General features: G+C 64.0%; 18 protein-coding genes. 5 read left to right on the forward strand and 13 right to left on the reverse strand.

The features are described from left to right. Position 1: 1 nt before the first annotated feature. A complete protein-coding gene (locus JVH1_RS21370; RefSeq protein ID WP_009475844.1) occupies positions 2 to 1,045 on the forward strand; it encodes a YncE family protein in 1,044 nt (347 codons plus the stop codon). A 14-nt stretch (positions 1,046 to 1,059) separates the two neighbouring features. On the opposite strand, the gene JVH1_RS21375 is transcribed toward JVH1_RS21370, so the two are convergent. The 4 genes from JVH1_RS21375 to JVH1_RS21390 all read right to left on the reverse strand — a co-directional run bounded on the left by JVH1_RS21375 (position 1,060) and on the right by JVH1_RS21390 (position 3,027). Then, positions 1,060 to 1,230, reverse strand: coding sequence for a hypothetical protein (locus JVH1_RS21375; RefSeq protein WP_009475843.1), 171 nt, complete (start codon positions 1,228 to 1,230; stop codon positions 1,060 to 1,062). Between the two features lie 27 nt (positions 1,231 to 1,257). Further along, positions 1,258 to 1,518: a hypothetical protein gene (locus JVH1_RS21380; RefSeq protein ID WP_157173973.1), complete on the reverse strand. Its 261-nt coding sequence runs from the start codon at positions 1,516 to 1,518 to the stop codon at positions 1,258 to 1,260. Between the two features lie 176 nt (positions 1,519 to 1,694). Beyond that, the gene (locus tag JVH1_RS21385) at positions 1,695 to 2,495 is read right to left on the reverse strand and encodes a crotonase/enoyl-CoA hydratase family protein (RefSeq protein WP_009475841.1); all 801 of its coding nucleotides are present in this window, start codon (positions 2,493 to 2,495) and stop codon (positions 1,695 to 1,697) included. Between the two features lie 331 nt (positions 2,496 to 2,826). Beyond that, complete coding sequence (locus tag JVH1_RS21390) at positions 2,827 to 3,027, reverse strand: 4-oxalocrotonate tautomerase family protein (protein WP_005264727.1); 201 nt, start codon at positions 3,025 to 3,027, stop codon at positions 2,827 to 2,829. Positions 3,028 to 3,569: 542 nt separating this feature from the next. On the opposite strand from JVH1_RS21390, the gene JVH1_RS21395 reads away from it, so the two are divergent. Beyond that, the gene (locus tag JVH1_RS21395) at positions 3,570 to 3,722 is read left to right on the forward strand and encodes a hypothetical protein (protein WP_009475838.1); all 153 of its coding nucleotides are present in this window, start codon (positions 3,570 to 3,572) and stop codon (positions 3,720 to 3,722) included. A gap of 151 nt (positions 3,723 to 3,873) precedes the next feature. On the opposite strand, the gene JVH1_RS21400 is transcribed toward JVH1_RS21395, so the two are convergent. From JVH1_RS21400 to JVH1_RS21435, 8 genes are all read right to left on the reverse strand, one after another. Then, positions 3,874 to 5,127, reverse strand: coding sequence for a CaiB/BaiF CoA-transferase family protein (locus JVH1_RS21400; protein WP_009475837.1), 1,254 nt, complete (start codon positions 5,125 to 5,127; stop codon positions 3,874 to 3,876). A 114-nt stretch (positions 5,128 to 5,241) separates the two neighbouring features. Further along, a complete protein-coding gene (locus JVH1_RS21405; protein WP_009475836.1) occupies positions 5,242 to 6,690 on the reverse strand; it encodes an aldehyde dehydrogenase in 1,449 nt (482 codons plus the stop codon). Between the two features lie 280 nt (positions 6,691 to 6,970). Next, a complete protein-coding gene (locus JVH1_RS21410) occupies positions 6,971 to 7,840 on the reverse strand; it encodes an SMP-30/gluconolactonase/LRE family protein (RefSeq protein ID WP_029539022.1) in 870 nt (289 codons plus the stop codon). 64 nt (positions 7,841 to 7,904) lie between these two features. Next, the gene (locus JVH1_RS21415) at positions 7,905 to 8,201 is read right to left on the reverse strand and encodes a Dabb family protein (protein ID WP_083849750.1); all 297 of its coding nucleotides are present in this window, start codon (positions 8,199 to 8,201) and stop codon (positions 7,905 to 7,907) included. Further along, entirely contained in the window at positions 8,198 to 9,847 is a 1,650-nt protein-coding gene (locus tag JVH1_RS21420; RefSeq protein WP_009475833.1) for an NAD(P)/FAD-dependent oxidoreductase, read from the reverse strand. The genes JVH1_RS21415 and JVH1_RS21420 overlap by 4 nt, the downstream gene beginning before the upstream one ends. Positions 9,848 to 10,068: 221 nt before the next feature. Continuing rightward, on the reverse strand, positions 10,069 to 10,272 hold the full coding sequence (locus JVH1_RS21425) for a hypothetical protein (protein WP_009475832.1): 204 nt from the start codon (positions 10,270 to 10,272) through the stop codon (positions 10,069 to 10,071). Between the two features lie 519 nt (positions 10,273 to 10,791). Then, on the reverse strand, positions 10,792 to 10,935 hold the full coding sequence (locus tag JVH1_RS21430) for a hypothetical protein (protein ID WP_237735162.1): 144 nt from the start codon (positions 10,933 to 10,935) through the stop codon (positions 10,792 to 10,794). 353 nt (positions 10,936 to 11,288) lie between these two features. Continuing rightward, complete coding sequence (locus JVH1_RS21435; protein ID WP_009475828.1) at positions 11,289 to 12,056, reverse strand: IclR family transcriptional regulator; 768 nt, start codon at positions 12,054 to 12,056, stop codon at positions 11,289 to 11,291. Between the two features lie 238 nt (positions 12,057 to 12,294). Between JVH1_RS21435 and JVH1_RS21440 the strand changes: the two genes are divergently transcribed. The 3 genes from JVH1_RS21440 (at position 12,295) to JVH1_RS21450 (ending at position 15,294) form a co-directional block, all read left to right on the forward strand. Next, entirely contained in the window at positions 12,295 to 13,473 is a 1,179-nt protein-coding gene (locus JVH1_RS21440; RefSeq protein ID WP_009475827.1) for an acyl-CoA dehydrogenase family protein, read from the forward strand. After that, the gene (locus JVH1_RS21445; protein ID WP_009475826.1) at positions 13,473 to 14,561 is read left to right on the forward strand and encodes an acyl-CoA dehydrogenase family protein; all 1,089 of its coding nucleotides are present in this window, start codon (positions 13,473 to 13,475) and stop codon (positions 14,559 to 14,561) included. Before JVH1_RS21440 ends, JVH1_RS21445 begins: the two co-directional genes overlap by 1 nt. 226 nt (positions 14,562 to 14,787) lie before the next feature. Then, positions 14,788 to 15,294, forward strand: a complete 507-nt coding sequence (locus JVH1_RS21450; protein WP_009475824.1) for a DUF664 domain-containing protein — start codon at positions 14,788 to 14,790, stop codon at positions 15,292 to 15,294. Here the strand turns inward: JVH1_RS21450 and JVH1_RS21455 are convergent. After that, complete coding sequence (locus JVH1_RS21455) at positions 15,279 to 16,511, reverse strand: oxygenase MpaB family protein (protein WP_009475823.1); 1,233 nt, start codon at positions 16,509 to 16,511, stop codon at positions 15,279 to 15,281. The two genes, JVH1_RS21450 and JVH1_RS21455, sit on opposite strands and share 16 nt — an antisense overlap. Positions 16,512 to 16,521: the final 10 nt, after the last annotated feature.

The raw sequence follows: 16,521 nt of genomic DNA on the forward strand, positions 1-16,521 counted from the left end.
GATGGGCACCCGTACCGGTGACCGGCGCAGACTGAGACCAGCCCGGCTGCTGCCCGCACTCGTTAGGGCGTCGATCCTGGTCGGCGCGTGCTCGTCCCGGTCGACACCACCGGAGAGTGGCCCGCTGCCGTTGCGCCCGGTCGCGGAGATCGCCCTTCCCGGCGACAATTCACGCTTCGACTACGGCAGTCTCGACTCCGAGCGGGGACTGCTGTTCATTGCACACCTCGGCGCCAGCGAGGTCATCGAAGTCGACGTCCACACCCAGCAGGTCGTCCGAACGATCCTGAACCTGCCGCAGGCACACGGCGTCCTCGTCGTCCCCGAGTTGCGCCGGGTCTACGTCACCGCCACCGGCGACAATCGCCTGGTCCTCCTCGACGAAGACACCGCCGCCGTGCTCGGACAGGCCCCCACCGGTGACTACCCGGACGGGATCGCCTACGACCCGAAACGCGGTGCGGTGTGGACCACCAACGAATCCGGCGGCAGCGAGACCGTCATCGACGCCGCCACCGCACACGTGCGCGGCACAGTCGACCTCGGCGGCGACGTCGGCAACGTCGCCTACGACCCGGTCGCCGACCAGATGCTCGTCGCGGTCCAAGGCACGGGCGATCTCGCCGCCATCGACCCCGAAACCCTTACCGTCATCCGCAGGCTTCCGACACCTGGATGCCGCGGCGGCCACGGCCTCGCCCTCGACCCACCGGCACGGCTCGCGTTCGTTGCCTGCGAGGACAATGCCACCCTGCTCACCGTCGACCTGGCGACCTGGAAGACCGCCGGTGCCGCCGGGGTCGGCGGGCAACCAGATGTGCTCGCCTACGACCAAGGGGCGCACCGCCTTTACGTTGCCGCCGAGAGCGGCACCGTCAGCGTGTTCGACCAGGAGGGCGGACACCTTACCGAGGTCGGGTCCGGTCACCTCGCCGATGGCGCGCACGTCGTGGTGGTCGACCCCACCACCCACCACACCTTCTACCCGATCCCGTCCGGGGACCACGGGCGTCCCGCACTCCTCGAACGCGCACCAACCACCTGACCGGCTAGCGCCCCTCAGGGTTCGACGGGATGCGGGCGGGAATCTATCGACGCTCGGCCGGCCAAGGCGCGGATGAAAAGCCGGAAGCTGTGCGGGCAGGGCACCGCGGCGGCGGCGAGCGCCACCACGACCACGCACATCACGACGGTGAGGGCGAGTTCGTTGTCCGCGAGGAGTTGCTGCATGGGAGGAGTGTGCGGGTCCGGCGCCGGTCAGAGCGAATCGACGAGCACGAGCACCGACAACGGGATCGCGGGCACGCACAACCCGGCGCGGATCGAGGCGCACCCGGGCCGCCAACGGGCGCCAACGTGTGCGATGGAACGCCGGGATCGCCACACCGGCGAGTACGGCGGCGACGACCAGCACCTGCAGCGTGAGGTCAGCACCATTGCCACACAGCCGGCGGCGGCCGCCGTGAGCCCCCACGGCGGCCGCCGGTCATGGGCTTGCAGGACGGATCCGTTGTCCATCGCGCACCTCCATCGCACCTCGAGTCTAGAACCGTGAACGACTGCCTCCACGGCCAGCGCATGTCATTGGGTCAGGCGGTGATAGATCTGCTCGTTCGTGGTTCTCATACTGTGCTCGCGGGCGGCTGGGCGGTCATTCTCCGGTGATACCGACCCAGCCTCGAGCGATTCAGGTGCTACTCACCTGTGAAGGAACCCGGACGCTTCTCCATGAACGCGCTGACGGCCTCCCGGTGGTCGGCGGTGTGATGGGACAGCGCTTGCATGGCAGCGGACAACTCGAGCAAACTATCGAGACTCAGATGCTGGGACTCACGCAAAAGCTTCTTTGCCATCCGCACCGAGTTCGGCGGATTGACCGCTACGCGCTCCGCCAGCCCGCGCGCCTCGTCGAGCAGCTGCTCCGGGGCGACGACCCGGGAGACCAGCCCCCATTCCAGTGCAGTCGCCGCGTCGACGCGGTCCCCGGTCAACGTCATCTCGGCAGCGCGGGCCGCGCCGATCGCGCGTGGCAGCAACCACGCTCCACCGTCCCCGGGAATAATGCCCAGCTTGACGAAGCTTTCTGCGAAGAAGGCCGTGTCGGAGGCGATCCGCATGTCACACATGAGCGCGAGATCGCAGCCGGCGCCCACTGCGGGGCCGTTCACCGCCGCAATCAGGGGGACGTCGCAGTTGTACATAGCCCGAGGAATACGTTGAATTCCCTTCCGATAGCCCTCGCGCTGCTGGTGAGGCTTGCCTCCGAAGAGCCCGCGGCCTTCCGCCATGTCCTTCACGTTACCGCCGGCCGAGAACGCGGAACCGGCGCCCGTCACGATGACTGCTCTGGTCTCATGGCTGGCATTGACAGCGGCCACGCATTCAACGAGCGCGTCGATCACGTCCTCGCCGGAGATCGGGTTGCGTTCTTCGGGCAGATTGATTGTCCAGGTCTCGATAACACCGTCGCGCTGGACGAGAACGGGATCATCCATGAAAGTTGCTCCTTGTGTGAGGGTCAATCAGTCACGATGACTGACTTGTAGTTGTCGGTCCCGACTTCGGCTGCAGTCCGCAGATTGTTCAGTATCGGCACGGCCGAGATCTCGGAATCAAGGACGGCAACGCCGACTACGCCGTTTCCGCAACATTTGATGGAATCGACGAGTTTCTCGACGTGGTGCCCTCCGCTCAGCAGGTGAGCGGAGGGCACCACGTCCAGTTGATCGGGGGCGCCGACGTTCAGTGAGAACCGAGGGTGGGTTCCGGCCTCTCGCGCGACCGAGGTGGCCGAACGAGAAGTCGGAGTCGCTCGCCGAAAGTCGGTCAGGCCGGCTTCGAGGCTCGTTCGGTCAGAGTCTCACCGCCGATGGCCCAATCGTCCTTCGACACTTCTTCGATCGTCACCCAGACACTTGCCGGTTTCGCTCCTGTCGCGTCCACGTATGCAGCGGTCAGCTTTTTCAATAGCTCACGCTTCGCTTCGGCGGATTGGCCGGGGGTCTGGGTCACATGCAACAGCGGCATAGCGTGCTCCTTGAGGGTTTTTGTTGGGGAAAGGCACTCGACAAACCACTTCGCTAATCGAGATCAGTTGATCGGCGGGAACCGTGCCACGGCCAAGGGTAACAGCCTTGAGTATCGATTAAAAAGGTTGGGGTGCAACGGATATGATGATACAAGGTTGGTGCGTCGTGTCACTTAGCTTGCAGTCAAGTAAGTTTCAGATAGCCATTCTTCATTGTGGATAAGATCATCTGTGAAATAACCGCGTTGATGACGCGTCGGTAGGTACGGTGCCTGGAAGGCGAGCCCTCCGGGGCTTTCAGAGTTGATGGGCGAAGGCGCGCGGCACGAGCATGAGTTGTCTGAGCAATTGTGAAACACCATTACGAGATTGGGCGTGAATCTATGATCGAACTCGATCGCGACTGGCCGCGACTTCGCGTAGTGGCCTCGACCGCCCCGCCGCACTGCGCGACGACGCCGAGGCGCTGCGGGAGGAGTGGCCGACGGCGCGACTTCTGCGAGTCGACGGGCTCGGGCAGGTTCGTCTCACGGAGAAGCATGTGCTGCTGGAACCGTACTCCGACCGCTACTTCGAGCCTCCCGAGCATGCGGTGCTGCTCGGTGTCTTCGACGGGGACGACGAATGGGCAGTGCGGGGCGACGAAGGTTTCGATGATCGCTTACTTCCAGGCCGGTGCTATGGCTCGCTTTGATCGAGTTGGACAAGGCGTTCGCGCTGTAGGGTGGACCGCCGCTGGTGTTGCGGATGGACAACGGACCGGAGTTCGTAACCACTGTGCTGCAATCGGTATGCCGTCCTCGGAACGCCCCCGAATGACGGAATTCACGGGTGTTGCGGCCCCGCTACTCCGGCAATACCCCGGAGCCGCGTAGAGACGCAACCTCGTTCTCGGAAAATCCGAGCTCGGCGAGAACAGCGTCGGTGTCGGCGCCGCGGTGGCGAGGGCCGAATCGCACCGAACCGGGGGACTCGGACAGCTTTACTGGTACGCCGACACCTCGGTACCCGTCGCATTCGATCACCATCTTTCGGTGCCGCACCTGCGGAAGGTTGAGTGCCTCCCCGACGTTGTTCACGGCCCCCGAGGGAACACCGGCCAGTCGAAGCGCGGCGGCCAGGGCCTCGCGCTGCCAACCGCCGATGAGTCCGCCGAGGACCTTGCGCAGCTGTACTGCGTTCGCCATACGATCGGTATTCGTCGTGAACCGTGGGTCCTCGGCGAGCCCGGGCGCGTCCAACGCGTTGGCGAGCGACCGGAACTGCCGGTCGTTACCGGCACCAATGAAGAACGGTCCGTCACTGCAGATGAACGTCTCGTAAGGACAGATGGTGGGATGGGCGACGCCGGTGCGTTCCGGCGCGACGCCGGTAGCAAACCATTTGCCGGCGTGTGGGTGCAGGATCGACACCGCGCTGTCGAGCAGCGCGAGGTCGACAAGCTGCCCGCGCCCGGTCTCGCGCCGCACGTGCAGTGCCATGAGGATGCCGTTCATCGCATTGAGGCCGGTGATGATATCCACCAGCGGGATCCCGATCCGCATCGCCTCGCCGTCAGCTTCGCCGTTGATACTCATCAGCCCGGACAGTGCCTGAAGCACTGCGTCGTACCCGGGCGCGCCACCAAGCGGCCCGTCGGTTCCGTACCCGGTGATCCGGCAGTGTACGAGGCGCGGGAACTCCGCGGCGAGTACTTCGTCTCCCAGGCCCCACTTCTCGAGCGTCCCGGCCTTGAAATTCTCGATCACGACGTCGGCCTCGGCGAGCATTCGGCGCAGGAGTTGCTGTCCTTCCTCGATTCGTAGGTCGACGCTGATGTTGCGCTTGTTGCGGTTGAGCCCGTCGAAGTACGTGCTGTGGTCTTCTCTGACGAACGGCGGGCCCCAACCGCGGGTTTCGTCGCCGGCTGGTGGCTCTACTTTCGTTACGTCCGCACCGTGGTCAGCAAGCATCTGCCCGCACAGTGGTCCGGCGAGCACCCGCGACAGGTCGACGACGCGAATGTCTGTGAGCGCGCCAGTCCGCGGAGGCAGCGCGGCTGAATTGGAAGAGGCGTCCCAGGCGTCGGCCGAAAGGGCGTTGACTGTCGAGTTGGTCATGGCTGCTCATTCTGGTGGGTATTGAAGGGTCGGGCCGGCCGAGGGGGAAGGTAAATCATGAAGCCTCTAGGCATCCCCTTGAACAGGGAGTGGGGTCGGAAGGCTCCGAGGCGACTAGACATAGATGGACCTGTATTCAAGATAGTAATCCAGCGCCTCAGGGCCGAATTCTCGCCCAATTCCGCTGTGCTTCACGCCCCCGAAGGGGGAGCCCATGTCCATCGAAAAATAATTGATCCCCATTGTGCCAGACCTGATACGTGACGCGATATCTAGGCCATGCTCGTGATCCTCAGTAAAGACGACCCCGCCCAAACCGAAGACGGTGTCATTTGCGATACGAACGGCCTCATCCTCGGACCCGTACGGGATAACGGAGATGACAGGACCGAATATCTCCTCCTGCGCCAGTCGACTGTTATTGTCCACGCCTCCAAAAATAGTAGGCGAAACAAACCACCCTCGCGTTAGGCCATCAGGCGGCTCGGCGCCGCCACGGACAAGCTGGAATCCCTCAGACTCCCCAAGCCGGATATAGTTTCTAACTCGCTCTCGGTGTTGATCGCTCACCATCGGGCCCAAAGTGACCGCGTCGTCAAGCGGGTCCCCCATCGCCAGATCATCCACATAGGCAGCCAGGACATCTAGAACTTCCTGGGAACGACCATGGGGAACCAAGATACGGGAGTTTGTGGTGCACGTCTGCCCCCCGTTCTTGAACACAGCGTCGTCCAGGCTCCTAGCGAAGACATCCAGATCCGCATCAGGGAGCACAACGGCCGCCGACTTGCCACCGAGCTCGAGCGATACCCTCTTGAGGGACCGGCCTGCCGCCTCGCCTATCGCCTGCCCTGCAGCCGTTGACCCGGTAAATGCAATCTTGTCCACACCCGGATGGGCCACAAGGGCCTCGCCCGCGCGAACGCCACCAGCAACAATGTTGAGGACTCCAGGCGGCAGACCTGCATCTTCCGCTGCTTCCCCGAGCACGTAGGCGTCAAGCGCAGTTTCGGGGGCTGGTTTCAAAACGATAGTGCACCCAGCGGCGAGAGCAGGAGCGATCTTGGCCATAGCCAGCAACTGAGGATAGTTCCACGCAACGATTGCACCAACAACACCGACTGGCTCTTGCCGCACAATGGTGTGCCCCTTCTTGCTGGGGCGGCGAGTCTCAAAAGTCCGTGCCTCGGCGAGCTCAGCCATTGAACGCAGTACCGCTACCGGGGCCGCAGCGTTACTGATAATCGATAAAGGCCTAATCATGCCATTCTGCTGACTGACCAAGCGCGCGGTGGATTCTCCTCGGCGCTCGAGGCTATCGGCGAACCGCCGCATAGTCTCGGCCCGTTCGTGCGGGGTGGAACGCCCCCAGGGGCCGTTGTCGAGTGCCGCCCGCGCGGCCAAAACAGCTTCGTCAATCTCCGAAGGACCACCCATTGCGGCAACGCCCAGCGGCCGCTCGGTTGCTGCTTCTGCAATAGTAAATAATTCTGGGTCGACAGCCTCTCGCCACTGACCGTTAATATAAAACTGTCTGCGGTCGGCGCCACCGGATGGGGGCATAATGTAACCTCTCTAAAGTGGTCATATACCTTGTCTTCCAAGGTTGCTTACGAAAGACGATTACGGTCAATACGCTGCCGCAGCCAAACGAAGGGCAAAGCGCTGGAGCGTCTACAGTTGAAGCGCATGACTAGATGACTGCTCGGCACCGTACCGATCGGTCCGTCTCGGGCCCGATCGAACTCCGTACGGACGGAGTACCGATCGGGCCGTCTCGGGCCGTCTCGGGCCCGATCGAACTCCGCACGGACGGCCCACCTCTAGGGAGATTCAGGCCGGCCTACTGTGCGACGCCACGTCGATTCACCTGCGCGGTGCGGACGGTGCCTTGTGACTTACCTTCACCGAACTGCTCGAGAGTGGTCGCATTGCAAAACATGTACAGCACATCCAGGTCCGATCCGCCGAACGTGCACGCAACAGCCCAGGCGTCAGGCACGAGAACGGAATCGGTGATCTCGCCGCCCTCCTCAACGCGATAGAAGCCGCTCTCCGGGCCGTTGGTCAGGCCATTGCCGAACCAGACGCCACCTTCGGTGTCCAGTGCAATCCCGTCAGGGTGCATGCTCTCGTCGAGTTGTGCCCACACTCGGAAATTAGTCAAGGAACCATCGGCGTTTACGTCAAAAGCATCAATCCGGTGACCGAAAGTCTCCGCGAGGAGCAAAGTTCGACCGTCCGCGCTAAGAGCAGCTCCGTTCGGGAATGTCGCATCGCCTTCAACTCTGCTTACGTTGCCCTCGGGTGTTACGTGGGCCAAAGTTGTTGCCTTCGGATCCTCAGCCCCGAGGTCAAAGCCAAAGTTACCAATGTAGGCATGTCCGGACGGCGATACCAGCATGTCGTTTGCCATTCCGCGGGCGATATGCGCGATATCGGCGTACTCGCTGACGGATCCGTCGGACGCGATGCGCACAACCTTCTTCTTCGTCGGATCCAAGAGGACCACTAAGACCGATCCATCCTGTAGGAAACCGAGCCCAGACGGTGACTCTTCGAGCGTCGCGAATGCAGTGTGGCTGCCGTCCTCTTCGAAATGAAGGACGTGCTTGCCAAAAAAGTCGCTGGCCCATAGTCGACCATCGTGCCAGCGTGGTGCTTCGAGGTAGCCATGCCCACTGGATATTGTCTGCAGTGAATGGTTCTTCATTGCCTGCCCTTTCGGTGGTAGATATGGCGATTGCAGCTTCGAGTTAACGCATCCTAGGCGCTAGTCACGCCTCAAATTGCACTACGGTGTATTTCGCCGCGAACTTGGAGAGCAGCTCCTTTGCGCGAATATGAGCAGGATGCACGTCGTACTCGGCATAGCCTGTTGGATCATGAAACGCAGCGGAAATCCCGTAGTCGCTGCTCACGTCGCGCGAACTGATGTCTCTTCCATGAGCGTAGGCATGTAGCAGTTCTGTACATTCGGCGGACAGCTGATCAAGCGCAATTGCGAAAGCCGATATATTCGAGTCATCGATCGACCGGGTCCATGATATAGCGACCAAGTGATGAAAAGTCATGACACGGTCAGCCCATCGGTATATCCGGACTCCTTTTCCTTCTGCCAGAACTGCAAGTATGTCGGCACGCCGTTTAGATACTGCAGCATCTGCATTTTCTTGCCCGGAATGTTGCCCCCGTTATACCAAGACTTGGCCCGATTGAATAGCGCCGTGTCGTCGGTCTCGTTGATGTGCGCGGTCCAAGCTTTGTCCGCTTCAACTGTCGATTCGAAACGGGTGAGTCCGTTTGACCGAAGAAATTCGAAGAAGTCGACCATGACCTCGCCCTGAAGCTCGGCGTTCGTGGACCCGTTCGCAAATGCAGCAGGACTCTGGGGGCCGTAGACGAAAATGGCGTTCGGGAACCCGGCTGTGACTGCTCCGAGGTACGCGTCTACGCCCTGGCTCCATTTGTCACGTAAAGTGACGCCATTCGCGTTCTGAACGTCGATCGAGGTTAGTGCGCCGGTGTTGTTGTTGAAGCCTGTGGCGAGAACGATAATGTCAAACCCGCCGTGCTCGACTCCGTCGGCTGTGCGAATCCCAGTTTCGGTGAATCCGACGATCGGGGTCTCTTTGGTGGAGACAAGAGAGACGTTCGTCTGATTCATCACCTCATAATAGTTTTGATGGAGGGCCGGCCGCTTGGCTCCGAAGGGGTGAGGGGCGATTTCTGGGACCAACAGCTCTGCTTTGACTGGGTCTTTGATCTGGGGCTTGATCTTGTTCTTCCAGAACTCATATGTCAGCGCATTTGTTTTGTCATTGAATAGATAGTCCGAGAAATTTCCCAGCCAGAATGCGAATCCGCCCTGATTCCAGAGGCGCTCAAAGACAGCATTGCGCTCGTCCTCCGGGGTTTCGAAACCGCTCCGGGGGTCAAAGTCGTAGTCGATCGCTGCGTGGGTTTCGCGACATTTCGCGGCAACATCGGGCATTTTGTTCTTGAGGGCGGCTTGTTCCTCATCGTCCAAGTACTTCTGTTGCATAGGCAACGAAATATTCGGAGTGCGCTGGAAAACCGTGAGGTTTTCGACTATTGGGCCTGCTTCCTGCACTACCTGAACAGCGCTTGCGCCAGTTCCGATAATCGCGACGCGCTTTCCCGTCATGTCCAGATCGGAACGCCATCGGGCGGTATGAACCAGTTCTCCTTGGTACGCATCCATATCTGGGATGGATGGTGTGTAGGGTTCCGTGGTCGACCCTGTCGCGAACACCACAAACCTTGCCCGGAAAGTGGCTCCGTCCTGTGTTTCGAGGCTCCACATCCGCTGCTCTTCGTCGAATGTCGCGCCCACGACCTTAGTGTTGAATCGACTGTCCTTGCTCAGGTCCAGTTTGGAATCAACATAATTGAAATAGCTACGCATTTCCTCATGATCGGGGTACATCTGCGAGAAGTCCCAATCCTTCCAGAGGTATTCGTCAGTGAACTGATATACCGGTGCGTGGCTGTCCACCCTTGCTCCCGGATAGCGATTGAGGCTCCATGCCCCGCCGAAACCGCCACTGGCTTCAAGGAGGATCACAGAGAATCCCCGGTCCCGAAGATGGCGTAGCTGATAGATGCCACCGAAACCGCCACCGACAACGATGACGTCATAGGTAGGTGTTTCCGCAGACTGTGCCAGGTCGTTCTTTGGAGCGTGGATTGCGGTCATCGATTTGGACCTTTCGAACACTGAGATGGGGCAGGGTTGCCGCTCGCTGTAGCCCTTTGATCAGAGGTGATTAGAGGGCCGAACGAGCTGGAGGGGTGCGAGACCTGGAACCTGTGTGACTGCGACCAAGTCTCGCTTGGGATGTGGTGTACACCATAGGCTTCAGGCTTCAAGTCCGCAACTACAGAGAATAATTCATAACTACGTAAAACACGGACGCTTCAGTAGTGTTCTGCTGCGTTGGCCGCGCGGCGCGGGCGGGCGATGGCTGGAGCGGCGAGCACGATGGTCGGGTACGCCTCGATCGACTCGCGGGTGCGGTGGAAGACCGGTCGGGCCTTCAGTTCGGACTTGGCGAGGCGGAAGAACTGCTCGACTTTCCGCAGGGTGTGATAGGCGGCCACGACCGCATTTCCGACCATCACCGTCGGCTCGATGTCGGTGACGTAGCCCGTGTGGCCGGCGGACTGGCGGGCCCGCTCGATTGATGCCTCATCCAGGATGACGCTCGTCCGGTGACCTTGACGGATCGTTACCTTCGTAGTGGTTCTGCCAGGTCGCCTACGCGCTGGGTGCGGTCGATCTGCGCGTTAGTGGTGCGCCGGTCGCGTTGGGCGCGCTGCCACTTTTAGTGCCACACCACCCTGCGGTCGCGCCGGTCAGGGCCGTGGCCCATCGAGCGGGTCAGCTCCGCGGTGTCACCTTCGGCGATAGTGTTACCGCGGCGGCCGAAGTGATCCTCGAGTTCCCTGGGGGCCTTGGAGGTTCGGGAGGCGACGATGAACGACAGCCCCGCAGGTTGGCGTTGATGGTGTTCCGGGGGGTGCCTGGACGCTGATGTCTTCGAGCGCCCGGTCGTGTCGAGTTTGCTGTTCGGCTCGATCAGTCGGGCGCACACTAGCGACTTTGAATGTCTCATCGCCGATCTCATCGAACCCCAGCGCCTAATACGTCCCGGCCAGGTCGGCCCACAGGACCTCGCTGTAGTGCGAGCGCACCACCGCATTCCCTCCCGCGCAGACCTGCGACTCCGGCTCCAGCTCCAGCTCGAGACGCGTCTGATCAGCGTCGATCCTGCCCCTGGTCACCGCCATCAACGTCGTGAGATCGCCCTCGGTATGAGCGAACCCGATGTGCTCGACTAACCTGCGGGTCGCCTCGCCCCGCGCGTTCTTCGCCGCACCGGGAACGACCCCAGTGGCACGAAGCTCTCCTGTTGCGGGAGTCCCAGCACCAGCCGTTGGAGTCACTGCTCTCGAGCTGTCGGCCGCTCCGTGGGCGCTCGCGCATCACACCGAGGTCCACCGTGAGGCGCTGACGGCGTTCGCGGGCAAACGCGCCGGCAAGTATCAGGGGCGTTGACCCGAGAGATCGCGTTCGGCCTACATCTTGTGAGAACGTTCGTGCACTCGGCATTCGCACGGAGTCGCGCGCCTAGCGGTCAGCGAAAGCCCCACTCCTCGGCGTGCCGGAGACAGATCTTAGCGAGCTCGTCGCGCCGCTCTATGATCGTCTCGCGAACGCCGACCACACCGAGTGTGGCGATGGTTCGGCCGCGTTCCCGGAGAGCCACCGACACGCCGTCACCGCGTTCGACAGCCACGCCCGGGGCTGCACACACGCCGGTGGCCCGTAGCGCCTCGAGGGCGTAGAGGAACTGCTCGATGTAGTCGGCGTCGGCCACCGGGCGGGAGTTGAGGTAGGCCCAGATGTCGCGCTGCTCGCGGTCGGCCAGTAGCAGCCACCCCGCGGACGTGCGCAGCAGGGAGCGCCGCAGGCGGTTCTCCGCCAGGTACGCGTACTCCGGTTCAGAGGAGACGTGGTCAACGTAGAACAGGTCGTCGCCCACCGAGGTGGACAGCGCGATGGTCAGTCCGGCCTCGGCGTGCACTTGCTGGAGCTGTTCGTGACTTATCGACGTGACCGGGGGGCGTCCCGCGATGACGTTGAGCAGGTAGGGCGCTGTACCGAGGGTGTAGACACGGTCGCGTTCGTCGAGGTAGCCGACGGCGACGAGACCGTTGAGCAGCCCATGCACCGAACTCACTGGGGCGTTGAGAGCCTTTGCCACGGCCGTGAGGGTGAGACCGGCACCGGAGCGGGCGACGAGTTCGAGGATTGCCGCGACCCGGTCGATCATGCGATGGCGGGGACGCTCGGGAACCTGCTCGAAAGGTACGGCTCCGGCGGCCGGAGAAGTTTCCGTCATTGCGAAAGCGTAGCAATGCATTCGCGCTCAACAGATAGCGTATATACGTAGTCCGCTTCGCTATTGTGTATCTCTGGCGTTTCTGGGACACTTTCCAAGTGATGCGGGGCATCCTCCGCGGCAGGGCGACCCGCGGTCTGGACTGACCCTCGATTTGACTGTGCGCACTCCCCGAACAGCGGCACAGTCGACCCCGATCGCCCGGGCGCTGCCCGGGCAGGACTCATCAGGAGGCCCCATGAGTTCGACTCTCGCGCCACCGACCACGGTGGCGACCGATGAGATGAACGCCCTGCGTGCCGAGGTACGCGCGTTTCTCGCCGAGGAGGTCGACGCCGGGCGGTTCATACCCTGGATCGACACCTGGCTCACCCGCTGGGACGAGGACTTCACCCGACGCCTCGCCGAACGCGGCTGGGTCGGGATGACGATCCCCACGGAGTTCGGTGGCCGCGGCCGAACCCACCTCGAGCGCTTCGTCGTCACCGAGGAACTGCTCTCCGTGGGCGCCCCCGTCGCCGCGCAGTGGGTCGCCGACCGACAGATCGCCCCGTCCCTGCTTCGCTACGGTACCGAGGAGCAGAAGCACGATTACCTGCCCCGCATCGCCGCCGGCGAGTGCTGCTTCGGCATCGGCATGTCCGAACCGGACTCCGGCTCCGACCTGGCCAGTGTCCGCACCAAGGGCGTTCAGGTCGACGGCGGCTGGCGGATCACCGGGACCAAGGTGTGGACCTCCGGGGCCCAGCACGCGGAGGCCTTCATCGCGCTGTGCCGCACCGAACCGCTCGACACCTCGCACCGTCACGCGGGTCTGAGTCAGTTCATCGTCGACCTGCGCAGCGAGGGCGTCACCATCCGGCCGATCGTCTCCCTCTCGGGGGACCACCACTTCAACGAGGTCGTCCTCGAGGACGTTTTCGTGGCGGACTCAATGGTCTTCGGCACCCTCGGTAACGGTTGGGAACAGGTCAACTCCGAGCTCGCCTTCGAGCGCAGCGGCCCTGAACGGTTCCTCTCCTCGTTCCGCCTGTTCGCCGCGGAGATCGGTGCGATCTCCACCGGAGCCCTGCCCGAGCGCAGCGACCTCGGCCGGACCGTGGCCCGGATGGCCGGACTGCACAACCTCAGCCAGAACATCGCCGGCGCGCTGCAGCGCGGTGAACCCGCCGACACTCCGGCAGCCCTCGTCAAGCTGCTCGGCACCGCCACCGAGGGTGACATCGTCGACACCGTCTCCACCCGGCTCGGCGACGAGCTGGCACCCGGTTTCGCCGGCACGAACGGCACCGCCGCGGTCGCCGAGATCCACGGCCTGCTGCGCGCGGGCCTCCACCAGCGCCCGGGCTTCACGCTCCGCGGCGGCACCAACGAAATTCTGCGCGGCGTCATCGCGCGGGGACTGGGGATGCGCTGATGACCACCGCCACGACCGTCGACCTCTCCGTCGACGAGGACCTGCAGGCGATGCTCTCCGACGTCGTCTCCGGTTTCTCCGGCCCCGACGTCCGGCCCGACGCCGACGCCGTGTGGTCGACTCTGCGGGAGGTCGGCGTCGCCCGGCTCACCGCGCCCGAGGACGCCGGGGGCAGCGGAGCCGGCTGGGCCGAAGCCGCCGCGCTCCTGCGCACCGCGGCTGCCGCCGGTGTGGCCGTCCCGTACGCCGAGACTGACCTGCTGGCCGGGCCGCTCCGGCGCGCCGCCGGGATCGACGACTCGTCCGACTCCACCGCCACCGTCGCGCTGCTCGATTCCTCGGGGACCGCGCACGGTGTCCCGTGGGCCGGTGCCACCGCCACCGTCGTGTGCGTGCGCCCCGCCGGCGATACCCATGAGCTCGCGGACGTGCCAACCGACCGGTTGACGATCACGACCATTGAGGGCATCTCGGCAGTGCCGACCGGCTCTGTCACCGTCGGTGAGGGCATCTCCTGGTCACCCGTACCCACCGCGGCCGTCGAGGCGTACGTCCTGCGCGGCGCGCTCGCCCGTGCACTGCAGTGCGTCGGCGCGATGGACGGCATGCTCGCCTCGGCGATTGAGCACACCACCGCCCGCAGCCAGTTCGGTCGCGCCCTGGCGAAGTTCCAGTCCGTGCAGAACCTCGTCGTCGACATCGCCGCCGAGTCCGTGCTGGCCCGCGCTGCCGTGGACACCGCGCTCGCCGACGCCCTCACCGACGACCTCGACGGCGAGCTGTCCCAGTTCCGCGTTGCGGTCGCGCGCAGCGTCGTTTCGCAGGCCCTGGCCGTGGCGGTGCGCAACGTCCACCAGGTGCACGGCGCGATCGGGACCACCCACGAGCACACCCTGCACCGGGTCACCCTTCCCGCCCTGCAGTGGCGCGGCGAGTTCGGGTCACCGGCGTTCTGGGAGAGGTTCCTCTCCCGCGCGGCCATGGTCGGCGGGATGGACGGTGCGTGGCCGATGGTCGCCGAGGGCGCCCGCGTCGAGGACGCCGCGAGCCGGTACCTCGACGCCGTGATCGCAAGGTCCGTGTCATGAAAACGGAACCGCCACGGTCACCGACCTGACCGAGACGATCAGTACCCGAGCCCACGCATACCGCGATCTCCGGAAGCCGTGACGCTCGGCGGTTCGGATCGTCACCGGCGTAGCCCGGCCGTGGTGGTCGGCGGCCGCCCGGGGTACTGGGGACATGTCGTGCCGGTTCTGTGAGCCCGAGGGGGGTCATAGTGGAACGTGATGTGAACACGACGAAAGGAAGATCGTGGACCATAGCGCGCTGTTGACCGACGCCTTCGATCGCATTCAGGAGACCGTGCATTCCACGCTGGCCGATCTCCCCGCCGACGCCCTCACGTTTCGGGTGGACGCGAAGGCGAACACCATCGCCTGGCTGATCTGGCATCTGACGCGAGTGCAGGACGACCACGTCGCCGGTGTCGCGGGCACCGCGCAGGTGTGGACGTCCGGCGGGTGGGTGGAGCGCCTCGACCTCCCGTTCCCGGTTGCCGACATCGGTTACGGGCACTCCGCGGACGAGGTGGCGAAGGTGCGGACCGGCGCCGACCTCCTGCGGGGGTATCACGATGCCGTGCACGACCGCACCGTCGATTACGTCCAGTCGATCGGCCCGGACGACCTCGACCGAATTGTCGACGAGAATTGGGATCCGCCAGTCACTCTCGGTGTCCGGTTGATCAGCGTCATCTCCGACGATCTGCAGCATGCCGGGCAGGCGGCGTACGTCCGCGGCATCTACCAGCGCCGCTGAGCCCGCGACGTCGTCTCGTTGGCGGCGAGCCACGCCTCGACTCGCCGCCGGGAGCGTCGGCCGACGCGGTCCCGGACGGCCGGACTCACTCTGGCTGCACCGTGCAGCGTCCCGTTCCCCGCCAGGGCAAGCGGAACGAACCAGGCGGGCACGACCGGCAATCCGAGTTCCTGCATGCCTCGCTTGCCCGAGAACAACCGCTGGATGCTGAGCAGACGCTGGCGGTTGAGCCGGCGTCGCAGGGACTCGGCATGCGGGTAGTGGAAGGTGGCCCACGACTTCTGCAGTGAGTCGGCCAGCACCCTGGAGTTGTCGTCGGGACCGGGTGCGAACATCCCGATCTGGCACATGTTGCGGCGTCCGGTGTTCTCGTCGTCGACCAGCCAGTGTTCGTCGATGCCCATCAGCCAGCCGATGTACCGCCACAGGTGCATGACGTCGCGGCCCTCGTCGGCGGAGACCCACACGCCCAGCGACCGGAGTCCGACGAGGAACGTCGTCGAGAAGAGGGCGAGCGTCCCGGCCTGATCCGACTGGTTGATCGGCATGCCCCAGTCGGACACGTCCCAACTCTCGTCCTGCAGCAGGGTCAGGTTCACGAACGAGTGCATCAACCGGACGTGCACGGACAACTGCCAGCCCCGGCGGTCGCGGTCCATGCCGTCGGGCAGGACGCACTCGTACCACCACCGCACGGTCTCGGCGACCCGCTGACCGGCGCCGTCCCCGACGAGCCTGCCGGTGGCCACGAGCTGGCGGGAGGTGGCCGCGCTGCGGTAGCCGTTCATCAGCGAACCGGTCGCGAGCAGGTCGAGTCCGGTCATGCCGCTGCGCAGGCAGACGGCGGCCCCGTGCTCGAGGCGGCGGTCGTCGACCCACGACGGCCGACTGTCCACTGCATCGAAGAACGCGACCAGCGGCGGCGCGGCGTCGGGCACGCTGCCGATGCCGTCGGAGAGTGCCCGGGAGAACTGGGCCATCGTCACGGTCTTGTCGACGAGGACGGCCCGCGCCAGTGCGGCACCGATCTCGTCCTGACCGACCACCGCCCGGGCGTGGAGTTCCCGCTCCGCCGCGGTGGGCGTCGGGTCGCCGTGCACGAACCGCGACAGCGTCCGCATCGAGCGGCGACCCCACTCCGAGTCCATGTCGAACCGCCGCGGCGGCGTGAAGTCGGAGAAGCCGGCCGCCGACTCCCGGGACTGGGTTTCTGTCATTGCGGTGCAC

The organism is Rhodococcus sp. JVH1, from assembly GCF_000280725.2.
GTDB classification, from domain to species: Bacteria; Actinomycetota; Actinomycetes; order Mycobacteriales; family Mycobacteriaceae; genus Rhodococcus_F; species Rhodococcus_F jostii_A.

What these genes read in the sequence shown, in the direction of transcription:
- JVH1_RS21380 (WP_157173973.1), bottom strand. Translation starts at nt 1,518, where the DNA reads ATGGACAACGGATCCGTCCTGCAAGCCCATGACCGGCGGCCGCCGTGG.
- JVH1_RS21410 (WP_029539022.1), bottom strand. Translation starts at nt 7,840, where the DNA reads ATGAAGAACCATTCACTGCAGACAATATCCAGTGGGCATGGCTACCTC.
- JVH1_RS21390 (WP_005264727.1), bottom strand. Translation starts at nt 3,027, where the DNA reads ATGCCGCTGTTGCATGTGACCCAGACCCCCGGCCAATCCGCCGAAGCG.
- JVH1_RS21440 (WP_009475827.1), top strand. Translation starts at nt 12,295, where the DNA reads ATGAGTTCGACTCTCGCGCCACCGACCACGGTGGCGACCGATGAGATG.
- JVH1_RS21415 (WP_083849750.1), bottom strand. Translation starts at nt 8,201, where the DNA reads ATGACTTTTCATCACTTGGTCGCTATATCATGGACCCGGTCGATCGAT.
- JVH1_RS21370 (WP_009475844.1), top strand. Translation starts at nt 2, where the DNA reads ATGGGCACCCGTACCGGTGACCGGCGCAGACTGAGACCAGCCCGGCTG.
- JVH1_RS21375 (WP_009475843.1), bottom strand. Translation starts at nt 1,230, where the DNA reads ATGCAGCAACTCCTCGCGGACAACGAACTCGCCCTCACCGTCGTGATG.
- JVH1_RS21445 (WP_009475826.1), top strand. Translation starts at nt 13,473, where the DNA reads ATGACCACCGCCACGACCGTCGACCTCTCCGTCGACGAGGACCTGCAG.
- JVH1_RS21385 (WP_009475841.1), bottom strand. Translation starts at nt 2,495, where the DNA reads ATGGATGATCCCGTTCTCGTCCAGCGCGACGGTGTTATCGAGACCTGG.
- JVH1_RS21420 (WP_009475833.1), bottom strand. Translation starts at nt 9,847, where the DNA reads ATGACCGCAATCCACGCTCCAAAGAACGACCTGGCACAGTCTGCGGAA.
- JVH1_RS21405 (WP_009475836.1), bottom strand. Translation starts at nt 6,690, where the DNA reads ATGCCCCCATCCGGTGGCGCCGACCGCAGACAGTTTTATATTAACGGT.
- JVH1_RS21435 (WP_009475828.1), bottom strand. Translation starts at nt 12,056, where the DNA reads ATGACGGAAACTTCTCCGGCCGCCGGAGCCGTACCTTTCGAGCAGGTT.
- JVH1_RS21400 (WP_009475837.1), bottom strand. Translation starts at nt 5,127, where the DNA reads ATGACCAACTCGACAGTCAACGCCCTTTCGGCCGACGCCTGGGACGCC.
- JVH1_RS21455 (WP_009475823.1), bottom strand. Translation starts at nt 16,511, where the DNA reads ATGACAGAAACCCAGTCCCGGGAGTCGGCGGCCGGCTTCTCCGACTTC.